The 14,028-nt window shown below is 62.1% G+C and carries 17 protein-coding genes and 1 pseudogene; 8 read left to right on the top strand and 10 right to left on the bottom strand.

Features of this window, described 5'->3' with window-relative positions; all coding sequences use genetic code 11:
- Nucleotides 1–703: 703 nt before the first annotated feature.
- From BIWAKO_RS36720 to BIWAKO_RS35445, 3 genes and pseudogenes are all read left to right on the top strand, one after another.
- Nucleotides 704–778: pseudogene (locus BIWAKO_RS36720) on the top strand (hypothetical protein); the annotation flags it as partial.
- A 21-nt stretch (nucleotides 779–799) separates the two neighbouring features.
- The gene (locus tag BIWAKO_RS37135; RefSeq protein ID WP_274533593.1) at nucleotides 800–931 is read left to right on the top strand and encodes a hypothetical protein; all 132 of its coding nucleotides are present in this window, start codon (nucleotides 800–802) and stop codon (nucleotides 929–931) included.
- 210 nt (nucleotides 932–1,141) lie between these two features.
- Nucleotides 1,142–1,393 carry a hypothetical protein gene (locus tag BIWAKO_RS35445; protein ID WP_141740162.1) on the top strand — a complete coding sequence of 84 codons (252 nt, stop codon included), beginning with the start codon at nucleotides 1,142–1,144 and terminating at the stop codon, nucleotides 1,391–1,393.
- A 421-nt stretch (nucleotides 1,394–1,814) separates the two neighbouring features.
- On the opposite strand, the gene BIWAKO_RS19760 is transcribed toward BIWAKO_RS35445, so the two are convergent.
- The 4 genes from BIWAKO_RS19760 to BIWAKO_RS37130 form a co-directional block, all read right to left on the bottom strand.
- Nucleotides 1,815–2,126 (bottom strand): DUF1236 domain-containing protein, encoded by a 312-nt coding sequence (locus BIWAKO_RS19760; protein ID WP_069880107.1) that lies wholly within the window; start codon nucleotides 2,124–2,126, stop codon nucleotides 1,815–1,817.
- Between the two features lie 296 nt (nucleotides 2,127–2,422).
- The gene (locus tag BIWAKO_RS19755; protein ID WP_069882640.1) at nucleotides 2,423–2,800 is read right to left on the bottom strand and encodes a hypothetical protein; all 378 of its coding nucleotides are present in this window, start codon (nucleotides 2,798–2,800) and stop codon (nucleotides 2,423–2,425) included.
- Nucleotides 2,801–3,015: 215 nt separating this feature from the next.
- Nucleotides 3,016–3,288 carry a hypothetical protein gene (locus tag BIWAKO_RS19750; RefSeq protein WP_176733361.1) on the bottom strand — a complete coding sequence of 91 codons (273 nt, stop codon included), beginning with the start codon at nucleotides 3,286–3,288 and terminating at the stop codon, nucleotides 3,016–3,018.
- Nucleotides 3,289–3,314: 26 nt separating this feature from the next.
- The gene (locus BIWAKO_RS37130) at nucleotides 3,315–3,755 is read right to left on the bottom strand and encodes an HD domain-containing protein (RefSeq protein WP_069880105.1); all 441 of its coding nucleotides are present in this window, start codon (nucleotides 3,753–3,755) and stop codon (nucleotides 3,315–3,317) included.
- 1,425 nt (nucleotides 3,756–5,180) lie between these two features.
- Here BIWAKO_RS37130 and BIWAKO_RS35440 point away from each other — a divergent pair.
- Nucleotides 5,181–5,366, top strand: coding sequence for a hypothetical protein (locus tag BIWAKO_RS35440; RefSeq protein WP_141740161.1), 186 nt, complete (start codon nucleotides 5,181–5,183; stop codon nucleotides 5,364–5,366).
- Between the two features lie 1,417 nt (nucleotides 5,367–6,783).
- Nucleotides 6,784–7,458, top strand: a complete 675-nt coding sequence (locus tag BIWAKO_RS36020; protein ID WP_176733360.1) for a hypothetical protein — start codon at nucleotides 6,784–6,786, stop codon at nucleotides 7,456–7,458.
- Here the strand turns inward: BIWAKO_RS36020 and BIWAKO_RS19725 are convergent.
- From BIWAKO_RS19725 to BIWAKO_RS34340, 6 genes are all read right to left on the bottom strand, one after another.
- Nucleotides 7,455–7,841 carry a hypothetical protein gene (locus BIWAKO_RS19725; protein ID WP_069880101.1) on the bottom strand — a complete coding sequence of 129 codons (387 nt, stop codon included), beginning with the start codon at nucleotides 7,839–7,841 and terminating at the stop codon, nucleotides 7,455–7,457. The genes BIWAKO_RS36020 and BIWAKO_RS19725 overlap by 4 nt on opposite strands.
- A 10-nt stretch (nucleotides 7,842–7,851) precedes the next feature.
- Entirely contained in the window at nucleotides 7,852–8,127 is a 276-nt protein-coding gene (locus BIWAKO_RS37360; protein WP_074471582.1) for a type II toxin-antitoxin system HicB family antitoxin, read from the bottom strand.
- Between the two features lie 98 nt (nucleotides 8,128–8,225).
- The gene (locus tag BIWAKO_RS19720; RefSeq protein ID WP_069880100.1) at nucleotides 8,226–8,414 is read right to left on the bottom strand and encodes a hypothetical protein; all 189 of its coding nucleotides are present in this window, start codon (nucleotides 8,412–8,414) and stop codon (nucleotides 8,226–8,228) included.
- A gap of 535 nt (nucleotides 8,415–8,949) precedes the next feature.
- Nucleotides 8,950–9,072 carry a hypothetical protein gene (locus BIWAKO_RS37125; RefSeq protein ID WP_274533591.1) on the bottom strand — a complete coding sequence of 41 codons (123 nt, stop codon included), beginning with the start codon at nucleotides 9,070–9,072 and terminating at the stop codon, nucleotides 8,950–8,952.
- 112 nt (nucleotides 9,073–9,184) lie between these two features.
- A complete protein-coding gene (locus BIWAKO_RS35435; protein WP_141740160.1) occupies nucleotides 9,185–9,316 on the bottom strand; it encodes an ABC transporter in 132 nt (43 codons plus the stop codon).
- Between the two features lie 697 nt (nucleotides 9,317–10,013).
- Nucleotides 10,014–10,211, bottom strand: a complete 198-nt coding sequence (locus BIWAKO_RS34340; protein WP_074471581.1) for a cold-shock protein — start codon at nucleotides 10,209–10,211, stop codon at nucleotides 10,014–10,016.
- Nucleotides 10,212–10,549: 338 nt separating this feature from the next.
- On the opposite strand from BIWAKO_RS34340, the gene BIWAKO_RS19715 reads away from it, so the two are divergent.
- The 3 genes from BIWAKO_RS19715 (at nucleotide 10,550) to BIWAKO_RS36705 (ending at nucleotide 13,894) form a co-directional block, all read left to right on the top strand.
- Nucleotides 10,550–11,980 (top strand): IS1182 family transposase, encoded by a 1,431-nt coding sequence (locus BIWAKO_RS19715; protein ID WP_069879486.1) that lies wholly within the window; start codon nucleotides 10,550–10,552, stop codon nucleotides 11,978–11,980.
- 700 nt (nucleotides 11,981–12,680) lie between these two features.
- Entirely contained in the window at nucleotides 12,681–13,649 is a 969-nt protein-coding gene (locus BIWAKO_RS36710; protein WP_244523490.1) for a hypothetical protein, read from the top strand.
- The gene (locus BIWAKO_RS36705) at nucleotides 13,646–13,894 is read left to right on the top strand and encodes a response regulator transcription factor (protein ID WP_069880099.1); all 249 of its coding nucleotides are present in this window, start codon (nucleotides 13,646–13,648) and stop codon (nucleotides 13,892–13,894) included. Before BIWAKO_RS36710 ends, BIWAKO_RS36705 begins: the two co-directional genes overlap by 4 nt.
- The last annotated feature ends 134 nt before the right edge of the window (nucleotides 13,895–14,028 follow it).

The following is a 14,028-nucleotide window of genomic DNA, read 5'->3' as shown; positions in this document are numbered from 1 at the left end:
TATGGGGCAGCCGGACTTTTGCTCATATTTGCGACCGGATATACTTTGGACGCCCTTCACGGTCGGCTAGCATCGAATTTTGGAGTAATCCAGGCCAGCCTAATGAAAGCCGCGCTTCTGGCTACGAGCGCCGTGGTGGCGATCAACGTACTACATCGGCGCGGCATTAGGTAGCAAAGACCACCCAAGCCTCAGTAAGAATCTGACTCGGAAGGGTTTTCGCCTCCTCGCTGAGGCCGAGAACTTCGGTGAGACGTGCCCCGCCTCTACCGGCACCTACCGGCTCTGGAGAGGTCGCCGGGATCTCGCCCCCTGAGCAGACGTTCCGAAGGTCGCAGACGGGGTCGATTTTGCCCCTTCGATCTCGGTCCGGAAGCTGACGTTCGTTCGGGAATAGTGAGTGAGCCTGCGCCGACTAAATGTCGCGCCGCCGTTAACCAACGCCGCGCATCCCGATCGACTCCGCGTTCTCGCCCTGGCATGAGCGCGGATCATGCATCGGATCATATGACAGCACTGACCTGAACCGCGACGCCTTCCCAGGGTGTCGATCGTTCCCGCTGTCTCGACCATCGCAATCCCAATACCGGATCTCCGAGCATGACCACGCCGTTCATCACCATCGGATTCAGCTTCCCTGCCTTCACCGGGGGCTGGGAAATACCGCTCTCCCTCGCCTCGAGGGGAGCGCTGAGCCAGCCGTATCCAGCGGGCATATATCGGCATCCACCACCGCTTCTCGACGCGATATCTCGACTGGTACGCTGCCGACATCGCCTGGCGCGAGGACACGAGGCGGATGAGCAATGGCGGGCTGACGCGCTCGCTGCTCGGACAGGCGCTGAGGCGACCGACGTCGCGGTACCTGTGCGGCTATTGGCAGGGCAACAAGCCGCCCGAGCTGATCTGGGATGGAAGCGCCGCAGCCTAAGCTGCGATCTCCCATAAGTGCTTTCGGCCGTCGATGGTGCCCGCTTGGCGCACGCGGCCGCGCTTGGTCAGGGCGATCAAAGTGGCGGAGACCTGTGTCAGGAAACGCGGCATACACGGATCGTCCGCGTCTGCACCGTTGCGCTCTGCGATCCGGGAGGTGCAGTCCGCGGTTGAAAGCGGGTGCTCCGCCTCGCGGAGCACCTCGAGGATGGCCTCGTTCTTGTTGATCCGTGCGAATTCGGGAGGAAGCTGTTGGGCTGCTCTCGGCCGCTGCGGCTTCGTTGCCGCTGATCCCGCGCGGTGCGTAGGTCGGATCGTAGATCGCGATCACCTGGTCGATCGCGGCGACCTGTCCATTGATTGCCTGGATCCTGGCCGTCAGTTCCTCGACCTCGCCGAGCAGCTCGGCACGCTTACGCTTCAGTTCCTCGTCGACCTTCACCTGCTCCTGCTCCGTTAATGGGAGCCAGAAGCTACCAAACTGGCCGGATCAGGTCTGGTGGTTTTTGCTACCTAATGCCGCCCCCTTGGCCCGCTGTGGGAGGATGCCGCGGTCCCCTTTTTGCGCTCCAAATGAGGTGCCCGATATTGAAGGCGAAGCGGTCAAACGCCGAGCCAGATCGGGCCAACGAATCTAAACCCAATGCGTCGTCGAGGCGTCGCTTGGCAGGCTCGGCGTTAGTGGTGGTAAACAGCGTTCTTATAGGGTTCGCGGTAGTCCTGCTAATTGTGGGAGTGTTCGCAACGGGAATGAGTTTCCTGAGGATCCGGTGATTGCTCGTGGCAACCTCTAGCGCTCCGCCGCGCCTCGCCAAGCACTCTGAGATTCCGCAAAATTTTTGAAGTGCCGCCTGCCGCGCCGCGACAGGCGGCAGGAAGGCTTATTCGATGATCTGAATGATCTTTCGCGTGCTGGGCTCGACCAGCACGGCGTGGTCATTGACCATCGTATAGCGATATTGAGTTACGCCGACATCCGCAGGGAATGCGTGCAGTTCGACTGCTGTCGGAAGAGTGGCGCCAACCGCGACAGATTCCTGCACCTTCACGGATTTGGGCTTCTCCTTCATGAAGTAGGATTTGATCTTGCCCGATTGTTCCGTCGTGATTGTCGTCGTCGTTGTCGTTTGTGCCAGGGCCGCCGCACTTACAAGGGCGGCTGCAAAGACAGTGGTCAGAATGCGGTAGGTCATGGACGTTCTCCGTGATGAGTGTCCTCCCCCGGCTGCACTCAAAACCTCATAGCTTCGAGCTTGTTCCAGAGGTTTGGCGCTCTGACGGAACAGATTTGGGGGACGCCCGGCATCCGTCTCGTGCGTGCGAGCAATGCTCTTACGACCGGCCCGCACGGTCCGGGGCCGGTCGGAGACTTTGGTTGCTGGCGACGATTGTCACATCGCCATCCCTATCGAGCCGGCAAGGTTCGGAGCCTGCCACGCGGCGGGCATGACTAGACCACCCGCTTTCCGGCGAACGCTCTGAACCGTCTTCACCAATATCCGCGGTAGTAATGTGGGGCGTAATAGCCCCGATTCCAGCCATAATAGCGGTGAGTATAATAGACTGGCCGTGCGTAGTAATAGCGCTGACGATAATAGACACGAGGGCCATAGTAGGCATAGGCGGGATAGCCATAGTATCCATAACCATAGGCGGGGTACCCGTAGCCATAGGCTGGGGCAGCGGCGGCTGAGGCAACCAAGCCTCCGAGGAGCGCCCCGCCGACAAGCCCGGCGGCCACGGCCCCGCCGTTCCACCCGTGACGATGATAGCCCCAGCCGCCCCCGCGCCAATATTGCGCGTCGGCCGTTCCGACACCGCCGAACATGAGGAAGGCGGCAGTGGCGAATGTTGCGAGCTTCCTCATGGCAACCTCCACCTCTACAGTGACGGGCCAGGATTGAGAGCATCTTGCGATCTCCTCCTGGTGCCAACTCAATAAACGTGAGATCAGCTAGAGGAGTTCCGGCGCTGCGGCACTCGCGTAAGGCCGAACCTTATGCTGCCGCTCCGCCTTTTCCGGAGTAGCCTCAAGGCTTCCGGTCACGCCCTGGCGAAGCCGACTGCTATCGTCATGGCCAGTCATTCGCTGGGCGACATCTCTCGCTGCTCATATCGGATGATGGCGGCTCGGAGCGCTTCCAGTTCGAGGGCGTCTACCGAATTGGGCTTGGCATCCTCGAGCTGGCCGATGCGCTGAAGCGCATACCGATAATCCTCATGGCAAGTGATGCAGATTGTCGGCGTTTCCGGTTTGAGTTCGGGAACCGCGGTCATCGGATTTCTCCTTCCGTGGCTGATACCGAAAAAATTTATCGCGAGGTTCGGCGTTTTCAAGGGGGAGACTTTGGCCACCGTCCGTGCCCCCCAAAGCTGATGCGTCAGAGCGGCAGCGGCGTCTCGTGGAGTGCGCGAAGGCCAGCCGCGTATTTTCGGCTCAAACGGTCGCGGTCGCCAACGTTCGCCAGCCGTGCCGCTGCCAGGTTATCGAGAAGATCGGCCTGCTTCACGAAGCGCGCCTGCGGATGGCTGGCCGCGCGGCGCACGAACGGGAGGTACTCCTCGCCATCCCTGCGGGTTAGCGCGTCGACGGCAGACACCACGGCGTCCGAGAAGCCCTCGCGCCGCAGATCGTCCAAGGTCCAGTCGGAATCCTCAACCACGTCATGGAGCGCAGCGATGATCGCATACTGCTCCTGGCCGGCCGCGAGGAACCGCGCCATGATTCGCATTGGGTGCGCGATGTAGGGCTCGCCTGCCTTATCCTTCTGGCCTTCGTGAGCCTTGGCGGCGATCTCGATCGCGCGAACAAGAGTGCTCATTCCCTCTCCCCCCGGAGCCCTGGCATCTCGATACAAGCTTCTCTCGTTTCCGCGCTGTACCCCATATGTCCGGAACGTTGGGATACCGTGTACTAAATTGGGACGTGGAGCATAGGGACGCTCGCCGATCATGGGTGGAGACAGCATGCGCGGCCCGATCAAATTTGACCACCGCGTCGTGCACGTCTGAGTTCGGACGTTGAAAGGGATGTTGCGGAACTGCGATCCGCAAAGCGCGCAGACCTGAAGGGCAGGACATGCCATTGCTTTGGCAGGATCCAGCAAACCTTTGGCGTGTTCTCGCATGCTCCATCGGGCCATGGCGACTATCCGCTTGGCGCACGCGACCGCGCTTGGTCAGGGCGATCAGTTCGGCGGACACATGCGTCAGGAAACGCCGCATGGAAGAAAGCGTGCGCGTCGGCACCTTTGCGGTGCAGTCCGCCGTTGAAAGCGGTCGCTCCGCCTCGCGGAGCACCTCGAGGATGGCTTCGTTCTTGTTGATCCGTGCGAGTTCGGGAGGGAGCCGCTGGGGTGCCTTCGTCCGCTGCGGCTTCGTTGCCGCTGGTCCCAGCGGGGCATAATCAGGATCGTAGATCGCGACCACCTGGTCGATCACCGAGATCTGCCCGTTGATCGCCTAAATCCTGGCCTTTAATTTCTCGACCTCGCCGAGCAGCTCGGCGCGCTTCCGCTTCAGTTCCTCGTCAACTCTCACCTGCTCCCGCTCCGTCAAAAGGAGCCGGAACCTACCAAACTGACCGATTCAGATCTGGTGGTTTTTGCTACCTAATGCCGCATCGGCGGCCGACATCGGCCAGCCGTGCTGAGTGCAAAAGTCGCTGTTTTGATGCCCAGTCTCGGATATCACAAGGCATGGATACCCGCTGTTAGCGGAATGATTTTCGGGGGTGCAATTACAACCCTCGGCATGCACCTCAAGTACCGAAGCCAGAGCAGTTCGCGGAGGAGTGATCGGGCCTTTATGGACGACCGTAAGAGATAGACATCAACTGTCTCTACGCGGCTAGAGCCCTTACGGCGAGGACGCCTATCTCCCGTGGCGCGTGGGCTAAATTAGCCCAATTCGCCATCGCCCCCCATCCGAGACGGGCGCCTTCCTCATCGATCGTTTGGCGCACAGCCGTAAGGGCCGCTTGCACCGCTGCGAGTTTGGCTAAGTCCGCTGGCGATGGCGCCTCCGCCACGGCCATCGCCTGCACTAATTCTATCCGCGCGTCTTCGAGTTTAGTGCGGAGCATGCGGACGGGATGCGAATTGGACATCAAATCCCTCCTGTGCCCGCCGCTCCGAAGGGGGTGGCGGGTTTTCCGTGAAGAGCCCCTCTCAAAGCGCGACACTCGCCAGATTCCGAGGAACAGTCAGCTTGCTGGGCGGTTCACCCCACAGGAAAGGGAGGTCGCCATGCGTGATGGAAGCGGAAACAAATTGTCCCCGGAAGAACAAGAGAAAGTGAAGTCGATACAAGGTGCGCCAGATAAAGACTCTTTGAACAAGGTATCGATCAATCCCGGACCCGATAAGGATACGGGGTCGGCCGACCAACCGGCCGCGAAACCCAGCGAAACTGCCATTGGCGGCGGCGAGTAGTGCAGTGCGCGTCGGCGCGCCCGATACGAGCAAGCGGCGAACGCGAGCCTCACGCCCATACTCGTAGAGCCGGCCACCTAATGGGGTTCCGGCCGATCGCAAAAATTGTTGGCACGGATGGAACTGGTTAGGGGTCGGGTCGTTTTGTCGGCGTGCTGGTATCGCCACTCTCCACGCCACGCACGGCCTGAGGCCCCGCCGAGCCTAAGGCGGGGCTTTCTCCCTTTTTGCGCGAGCGCCGCAATCCGTTCTCAGCGCCTGTTCGCGACACCGACCCGAATAATCCGCCGGGCTGAGGAACCAGTTGTTTCTCCGTGGGTTGGCTAACTGCGCGCTAACGCTGCCGCAGCGCCAGCGCGGCCTAAGCGCCCCGCCTAACTCCGCCCAGAGCGGCGGAACTGCTCTTCGCGTGGCCTTGGCGTTCAGTCCGCGGACTGGTCAGCAAGGCCCGGGGCACGCGCCAGAGGAGCTCCACTTTGATCCGATGCGCGATCTTGAGCGCTGGGTTTTGGCCATTTCGGCGCCAGCGATCCTGCGTAGCGGCGGGACTGAGAGCCCGAACTGAATCAGAGCTAGGATCACGCGCTATCGGACCGAGTGCTTGCAGGGAGCGGAAGCTCGAACAGAACTTGAGCGCCGACGTTTTTGCGGTCTCGCCTGATGCAGAGCCGTCGCTTATCGACTCATCCGACACCACGGTCCTTGAGGCCAAACCCATAAGCGCGCGTGCCGTTTCCCCCTTTTCCGAATCTTATATCGCCCTTCCCAAAAAAAATGGGGGAGACATGCGATGCGCGCGCCATGAGGCCGCGCTGATGCAGCCGCGCCAGTGCGCGCGACATCGAGGCTCGCGTGACAGCAGTCCTCGGCATCCCCAAGCGCTCGATGATCTCGCGCGGTAATGCCCAGCCGGCGAGGCTGCCCGGCTTCGCCGCCTGAGCATCCTCCAAGCACGAGGCCCAGGCACCCGGCGCGAAGAGGGTGCGCTTCGGCGCGGATTACGTCTTCACCGAGCGCGAATATTCGGTCGAGACCTTCACCAAGGCGACCGGAAGGTCTGCGCCAAGTGGGGCTTCACGATGCCTGCGATCCGCATCAGCACGATGGACACGCCATACATCGAGAACGGCTTGCATCCGGGTCGACAATGGCGGGCAGGATCTTTCGACGCTGGTCGCCGAGCCGCAGGAGCGAGCAGCGTAATCTGTTTTGCCGGGGAGTTTTGGCGTTTAGCCCCGGCAGGCCCACTCGACAGGTGGCCTCAGAGAAACAGTCGAGAGCCTGCGGCTGGGTTTCCACTCCTTACCCGCGCGGCAGGTACTTTCAGATGCTGCGAAGTGGCTTGGACCCATTTCGGCCTATCGGGAGTTACTACCATTCACCCCTCGGGGACGTGTTGTCCCCTGAAAGCAATACGATGAAACCCGTTATCCTTCTCGCCGGTCTCGCGACCGCGCTGATCACCTCGACCGCCATGGCTGCGCCGCCGCTGGTCTGCGTCGACACATGGTACTGGAACTGTGACCTCAACATCCAGCGCCTCGGCGGCAACAATCCCGGCGAACTCGGCACGGCCGCGACGCCCGGAGCTGCGGCCTCCACGTCAAGCGCCTCGACCGGCAATGCTGGCCAGATCGCGCCCGGCGTAGCCTCGGCCGCAGCGGGAGCGGGCGGAGCCGGCACCGCGACCGCGGGCGTGGCCGGAAGCACGGGAGGCGGGAATGGCACTGTGGGCGCTGGCGGTACTGGGGGCGCTGGTGCTGGCGGGGTTGGCGGCCCTGCTGGAGGACCGGCCGGGACTGGCACCGGTGACACTGGCACTGGTACTGGCGGCGCTGGCGTGGCTGGTACTGGCGGTGGTGGCGGCCCTGCTGGAGGACCGGCCGGGACTGGCACTGGTGACGCTGGCACTGGTACCGGCGGCGGCGTGGCTGGTACTGGCGTAGGCGAGCATGGCGGTGAGCATGGCCACGGCGGCAATAACGATCATGGCGGGGATGGCGACAATAACGGCCATGGCGGCAAGGGCGATGACAACGGCGGCGGCCACGGCGGCAACGACAACGGCAACGGCGGCGGCAAGGGCAGTTAAGCGAGACTGCCGGCCGGGCAACCGGCCGGCACTCTTATCCCGAAGATGAGCAGCCCGGTACCCATTTGGCGGAGATCCTCGACCTTCTCGCCAAAGACGTTTTTGTAGATATTAGGGACCCCCTGAAAGATTCGAGGAGGTAACGGTGCGCGGCGCTGACAGCGCCGAATGCTCCCGGCCTGGCTCAGGTCGCCAGCGGTTGCCTGTGCTGCCCCGGCGCGCGCCGCATCGAAGGAATGAGCCTCGCTCGACCCGGCAGCCCAGCTCAGGGCATAACCTGCCTTGAGCGGCGACGGCAAGTTTAGGGAATCGGTCTGCAACCCATTGATTTTATTGGATTTCCAGCGAGTGTGCGTAAACGTTGTTTCGCTTTGGAACAGCACCTGCCCACTCTCAAATGAGCGGCACCTCCAACAGAACAGCCCCTCGAGAGCGCGCGGCGGTAACGTCGGGATCTGCGTTCATCTCCTCTAAGGAGCGCGGCGCTGGCAACTGCTTACCGGCTGCAAGGGAGTCCGCTACCCAAGTTCGAAGGCTGGCCGAAGCCGACCGCGTACATTCGTCCATGGTGTTGCCGGCCGACGCGGCGCCTGGACAATCCGGAAACCAGCCTCCGTAAAGAGCGCCAGCTTCTTTTTCGATGACTGCGATGAAGTGGTTTGAGTTCATCCGCCTGGACCATGCCGGTTTGAGGGTTTAGCGCGATACCCGCCGCGCGGATTTCGCCGTGCTCCGGCGGGACGGCGAGCGAGCTGCCGGAACACCATTCAGCCAATCGCCTCGCGCTGTTTCAGCAGCGCGGTGAGTAGGTCCTGTTGATCGTTGATCCTGTTCGCGATGGCCTCTTCCGCGCCAGATCCAGACGTCGCGGTGGCTCGCTCCATTAGATCGGACAAATTCCTCCGGGCGATCGCAATCTGGCCCTCAAGACTGTGTTTGGAAGCGTTTTCAGGCATTGTCTTGGCCTCCTAGACAGGTGCCGTTTCAGTGACGATGCAGGCTATCCCAAGCAGCTTGGGCTCAGGAAGTTCCGTGGAGTGTGAGCGGCGCCTTGGCTTTCGTCGCAAGAGAAATTCTTAAAGCGATGGCAGCGCAGAAAAGCCCGGCGGGGACAACACTTCTCTGCTGAAGCAACCACTCCACAGAGCCCCGCGTGCGGCCAGACCGCATTGCTAATTCACTGATGAAGTCGAGCCCCTCGCAACTGGCTTGCAGTTCTCGAAAAAGAGCTACGCCTGTCGGCGGCGCTCCCGGTCCGATCGGTTTGGGGACACGTGCGAATGAGCTTGCCATGGAAGCTGCTCTGCGGGACTACGCAATGAACACTCACCAGGGGATTTGGTTCCGCACGGAACCGCCATTCAGGTCCCGCCCCGCATGATGTTTGCAGTCCGGTATCGTGCGATCCAAACGGGTGATAGACAAATCGGAACAGCGTTTCCTTGAACGGCTCGGCCGTGGCGGGGTCGTCGTCCCCCACCCCGGTTCTGGTCATTCGCCGCGACACGATCCATTCGCGCACTCCTGCGGCGGCTGCATCAGCAGTTCCTTGCCGCCCGAACCATCCAGCCAGGCCTCGAAGGAAGCAAGGTCGCCGGAGACGTCCTCGATCATCCGATCATTGCCAGTGGAACCGGCCAGAAATATCGCCACCGACCGAATTCAGCCTGCCCAAAAGAAAACGGCCGGTCGAACCGGCCGTTTTCAGTCTCAATGGCGCTAGGTGTCAGCCCTTGGTAACGATCGGCGTAGCCACAGGCGGAGGCGCCTTGCCCTTGCCCTTGCCAAAGCCATAATCAGCGCACCCACCGACGCCAACCAACGCCACAGAAACAGCCAAGACCAGCAGTTTTTTCATCGTTTAGCCCTCGTTGAGAACGCGCCCAGTATGGATGACCGTAAATCGGCGGCCAGTGCAGATGGGCAACACTGTGCGTATTTCCCTGCTTTGAATAACGTTTGGTCGGGGATCAACACATAGTCTTCCAAAGATACTGGGCGTAGAGGATCTCCGATTCATATTCGGTTTGTAGTTCCCAGATACTGAGCGGGATCAACTGGATCACTACTGGATTTATCGAACCACGAATCGCAGGGGTCCGCCGGCCCGTGACGGCGCCGATGTGAACAACGCCACCCCGGCGTAGCGAAGCCGCAGTGCCCCGCTAGTTCCCCGGCGTGCCTACATTGTTCGGGGAACTTCCGCGCACATTAACGGGGACTGGGGCGCTAGGAGCCACGGCAGTTTCATCGAACTGTTTTACCGCCAACTCCGCCAGTGCGCGCGTATGGTCCGCCGACCACAAACCCGCAACGATGTATCCGAGACGCTCCCGTTCAGCGGAAACCCTTTGGGGATCGATAGATCCCCGTGCATCGATTTTGCGCCATGCATCCTCAAACGCTGCCACGATCCCGGCAAGTTCCTCGGGCGTGGCGACAATCGATCGAAACGGCATCGCTTCCTCCCCTGCGAACCGCACAGTTCAAAAACTACTTCCATCAGTGCAAGTGCGAATACCCAGCCGCCGCCCGATCCAGCCAAGGCGTTGTTATCATACCACAAATGGGTACGCGGGAGGAAGAAGTGTGCCGTTGTAAAGGCGTTGGTCCGGAACGAGATCGTAAGCGATGCGCAATCCCGCGCGCTCCACGGCGCTGATGTGAACAAAGACATCGTGCCCGCCGTCGTCAGGCTGAATAAAACCAAATCCTTTGGTGGGGTTGAACCACTTCACAGTTCCCGTCGTCATGACTGTCCTCCGGACCCCTGAGCCCAAAAAAGGGCCCGCGGCGTCAACCCACAGCGGGCCAAGTCAGGGGTTCATGGGTCGTCTTGCGGACAAACGCGCATTGGAAAGTGCGGTGCCGCGAAAAATGGCCCGCCCCCTTTCGGAGCGGCGGGCCAGTTAATTCCGGGCGAAGGATCAGGACGCCCGGCAGTTGTTATGTTTCTGAGGCGACACTAGCCCGGACAATTGGCGAGCACGGACTGGGAATCGCATTCGCAGGCCCGATGGTCCGCTGACCACCGAGGCTGTGTGGAAACGGGCTGATCTGGTAGGCTTTCTGGAGCGATCCGAGGGCTTGCATGGCGCGCTACATCGAAGGCGAGACCCGGCTGCAGAGACTGCTCCTGCCCGACTGTCTTGAGGACTACGTCAGCGAAGATAATCCGGTCCGGGTGGTGGATGTCTTCATCGACGAACTCGATCTGGGAACGATGGGCTTTGCCGGCCCGGCCTCGACGGGGCGGCCTGGATACCACCCCGCTACCCTTCTCAAGCTGTACCTCTACGGCTACCTCAACCAGGTTCAGTCGAGCCGCCGGCTGGAGCGCGAGGCCGGCCGCAACGTCGAGGTGATGTGGCTGACGGGCAAGCTTGCGCCCGACTTCAAGACCATCGCCGACTTTCGCCGTGACAATGGGGCTGCGATCCGGGCTGCCTGCGCGCAGTTCGTCGTGCTGTGCCGCCAACTCGGCCTTCTGGCAGGCGGCACCGTGGCCGTGGACGGCAGCCGGTTCAAGGCCGTCAACACGCGCGACAAGAACTTCACGCCCGGCGCGATCCGTCGCCGGATGGAGCAGGTGGAGGCAAGCATCGCACGCTATCTGTCGCTGCTCGATACGGCCGACCGGCAGGAGGATGACGTCGCGCAGATGCGCAGCATCCGCCTCAAGGACCGGCTTGATCGCCTGCGTCAGCAGATGCGTGACCTCCAGGCGATGGACCACGTCGTCGCGGTGGCGCCAGACCGTCAGGTCTCGCTGACCGATCCCGACGCCCGCGCCATGGCCACCAACGGCAAGGGCACTGGCCTCGTCGGCTACAACGTTCAGGCGGCGGTCGACGCCAAACATCATCTGATCGTGGCTCATGAGGTCACCAACATCGGCCACGACCGCAGCCAGCTCGCCAGCATGGGGCGTCAGGCAAAGGATGCGACAGGAGCCGGTGCGCTGACTGTGCTGGCCGATCGCGGCTACTTCTCAGGCGAGGAGGTCCTGGCCTGCGACGAGATCGGCATCTCCGCCATCGTCCCCAAGCCCCTGACATCAGGGGCCAAAGCCGACGGGCGCTGGGGCAAGCAGGACTTCACCTACGATGCTCCGAGCGACACCTATCGCTGTCCCGCCGGCGAGACGCTCACATGGCGCTTCTCATCGGTCGAGAAGGATCTGACACTCCATACCTACTGGGCCGACGGCTGCGGAGCCTGCCTGGTCAAAGACCAATGCACCACCGGCAAGCAGCGCCGCATCAAGCGCTGGGAGCACGAGGTGGTGATCGAGGCCATGCAGCGCCGGCTCGATCGCATGCCCGACGCCATGCGGATCCGAAGGCGCACGGTCGAGCACGTCTTCGGCACGATCAAGGACTGGATGGGCCGAAGTCACTTCCTGACCCGCCACCTCCCCAATGTCGGAACCGAGATGAGCCTCCATGTGCTGGCCTACAATCTCAAGCGGGCCATCGCCATCCTCGGCGCGGCGACGTTGATGAAGGCCATGAGAGCCTGACCCTCAGACCCTGTCGCATCGTCAGAGCACGACCCTGAAAGACGTTTCCACACGGCCTCCACCCGTCTGCGACCTTCGGAACGTCTGCTCAGGGGCGAGATCCCGGCGACCTTCCAGGAGCCGGTGGATGCCGGGCGAGGCGGGCAAATTCTCGGCCGCGCCTAGGAGGCGGAAACCCTTCCGATTCAGGGGATGACGAGACCAGCGAGGTCAGCTCGATCGAGGTTCTCGCCCGCCAAGGTGCTATCCCCGGAAGGCATCAGAGCCACCTGATATGAGCCGACGCAATGGCAGCAAACTAAAATGGAAGATGGGGGCCACCGATTGCCTCGGCGGTCCAGTAATCGCTATTGAGCAGTCGCCCGACGAAAGGATGTTGGCTTTCCCTCAAAGGTATAAAAAGGCTGTCAGCCAAATGTCAGCTTCACCGGCGTAGGGTCCGACCGTTGTGGCATCTGGAACGCCACAACATCGTTGCAGTGGAGCGGCCTCCATACCGCTGGGCGGTCGCCCAAGCCAAATTTGATCTTGGATGGAACTGGCGCCCTGTTTCGGGCGGGGCTGTCGATCGGCCAAAATTCCAGGAAGGACCATCATGTCTCCTCGATGTTATTTGCCGTTTCTTTCTGTTTCCGCGGCGATGAGCCCAGCACATGCTTGCTCTGGCGACATTCGTCGCACCGGAGGCAATCTCGGGCTGGTGATGCTTGCTGTCCTGCCGCTGAGCCTGGCGGCAGGGGGAGCCGATGCCGCGTCGTCGGCCGGGTGCGAGGGGGGCGCGTTCTCAGTACTCGGACGCACCCAGAATGCCACGATCCCCGCCAGCGCCCTTGGAACGAGTTTTCGCGTGCAGGGCAAATACAACCAATTCGATGTTGACGCGGCGACCCTGGGTATCCGCAACTTCACGATGACCGGCGCGCCAAACCCGCTCGACATCACGGGCGGAGTGCCGACCCCGGTCTTCGCCAGCAAACTGCCCGACCATCGCGGGCTGACCCTGAACAGTGGCCTCACCGTCGAGATCACGGGGGAATCGATCGAGATCGGGCGCACGGGTCTGGGGATCAGCATGAAGAGCCAGGCCAAGGACTGCGCCAATGGCGGCATCTTCCAGATGGAGGTGGAGCGCCAGGATGGAACGCCGACGCTGTTCACCCACGTCCTGGCGGAAGGACCCAACCCACAACTGAAGGCGTTCTATTTCGACAACCGCAACTTCCGGGACCGGGAAGGCGACGAGGTTCCCTACAAGGACATCACGGTGATCGTCCCGGCCCGCGTCAATTTCGGCAATGACTTCTCCCGCAAGTTCGTCGGCAGGGACAGCCCACAGGTCGCCACGCGCCGGGCGGAACCGGACTGCGAGAACCGGATCGCCACCCGCTTCCCCGCTATCCCATTCGCGACGGTGCGCCATTGCGGCGGCGTCTCCCGCTGGGACGTGGCGAGTGGCGGCCGCATGGGCCAGGTGATGGGCGAGGATGCGGTCGAGGTCGCTCCGCCAGCCACGGAATGCGTCCAGAATTGCCAGGCGCAGAACCGGGTTCGCGGCCGCTCCACGGTGCTTGGTTTTCCATTCCCAGTGAATGGGGCAGACCGGCTCCAGCCGCGCTTCCCGCCACAGTCGACCGCCTCGTTGGGATCTGTTGCGAGCAATCCCCGATGAGCAGCGCTTCGAATCTGACGGGGCCGCTCGGTGACAGACTCAGCGTCCGGGAGGAGCAGATCGTCAGGCTGCTGCTGCGCGGGAAGCGGAACAGCGAGATCGCCGACGAGCTCTCGCTCAGCGCCAAGACCGTCAAGGGCTACATGACCACCCTGATGGCCAAGCTGAACGTGCGCAATCGTCTGGAGGTGGTCGTTGCAGCGCAAGCTGACTTCAGCGGCCAGCCCAGAGCCTTCAACCGATGAGCGCTTCCTGCAACACTTGGGTGCGCTCATCCGCCGGTCGACCTCCCGGTCGGCCGGTGCCTTTGCGGCGGTACGCTCGCTTCTGGCGCTTCGGTCAGGTGCCTCAAGCGTCGGCGCAGAACCTTTTGCGTAGC

The organism is Bosea sp. BIWAKO-01, assembly GCF_001748145.1.
Classification (GTDB): domain Bacteria; phylum Pseudomonadota; class Alphaproteobacteria; order Rhizobiales; family Beijerinckiaceae; genus Allobosea.
The sequence above is the reverse complement of the archived record's forward strand: the minus strand, read 5'-3'. Positions and strand labels throughout refer to the sequence as shown.

Coding starts and splice junctions, on each gene's coding strand:
- BIWAKO_RS35435 (WP_141740160.1), bottom strand. CDS start 9,316: ATGAAAAAACTGCTGGTCTTGGCTGTTTCTGTGGCGTTGGTTGGCGTC.
- BIWAKO_RS34340 (WP_074471581.1), bottom strand. CDS start 10,211: ATGACGACGGGAACTGTGAAGTGGTTCAACCCCACCAAAGGATTTGGT.
- BIWAKO_RS36705 (WP_069880099.1), top strand. CDS start 13,646: ATGAGCAGCGCTTCGAATCTGACGGGGCCGCTCGGTGACAGACTCAGC.
- BIWAKO_RS35440 (WP_141740161.1), top strand. CDS start 5,181: ATGCGTGATGGAAGCGGAAACAAATTGTCCCCGGAAGAACAAGAGAAA.
- BIWAKO_RS35445 (WP_141740162.1), top strand. CDS start 1,142: ATGGCCTCGTTCTTGTTGATCCGTGCGAATTCGGGAGGAAGCTGTTGG.
- BIWAKO_RS36020 (WP_176733360.1), top strand. CDS start 6,784: ATGAAACCCGTTATCCTTCTCGCCGGTCTCGCGACCGCGCTGATCACC.
- BIWAKO_RS19755 (WP_069882640.1), bottom strand. CDS start 2,800: ATGAGGAAGCTCGCAACATTCGCCACTGCCGCCTTCCTCATGTTCGGC.
- BIWAKO_RS37125 (WP_274533591.1), bottom strand. CDS start 9,072: ATGATCGAGGACGTCTCCGGCGACCTTGCTTCCTTCGAGGCCTGGCTG.
- BIWAKO_RS37130 (WP_069880105.1), bottom strand. CDS start 3,755: ATGAGCACTCTTGTTCGCGCGATCGAGATCGCCGCCAAGGCTCACGAA.
- BIWAKO_RS37135 (WP_274533593.1), top strand. CDS start 800: ATGAGCAATGGCGGGCTGACGCGCTCGCTGCTCGGACAGGCGCTGAGG.
- BIWAKO_RS37360 (WP_074471582.1), bottom strand. CDS start 8,127: ATGAACTCAAACCACTTCATCGCAGTCATCGAAAAAGAAGCTGGCGCT.
- BIWAKO_RS19720 (WP_069880100.1), bottom strand. CDS start 8,414: ATGCCTGAAAACGCTTCCAAACACAGTCTTGAGGGCCAGATTGCGATC.
- BIWAKO_RS19760 (WP_069880107.1), bottom strand. CDS start 2,126: ATGACCTACCGCATTCTGACCACTGTCTTTGCAGCCGCCCTTGTAAGT.
- BIWAKO_RS19715 (WP_069879486.1), top strand. CDS start 10,550: ATGGCGCGCTACATCGAAGGCGAGACCCGGCTGCAGAGACTGCTCCTG.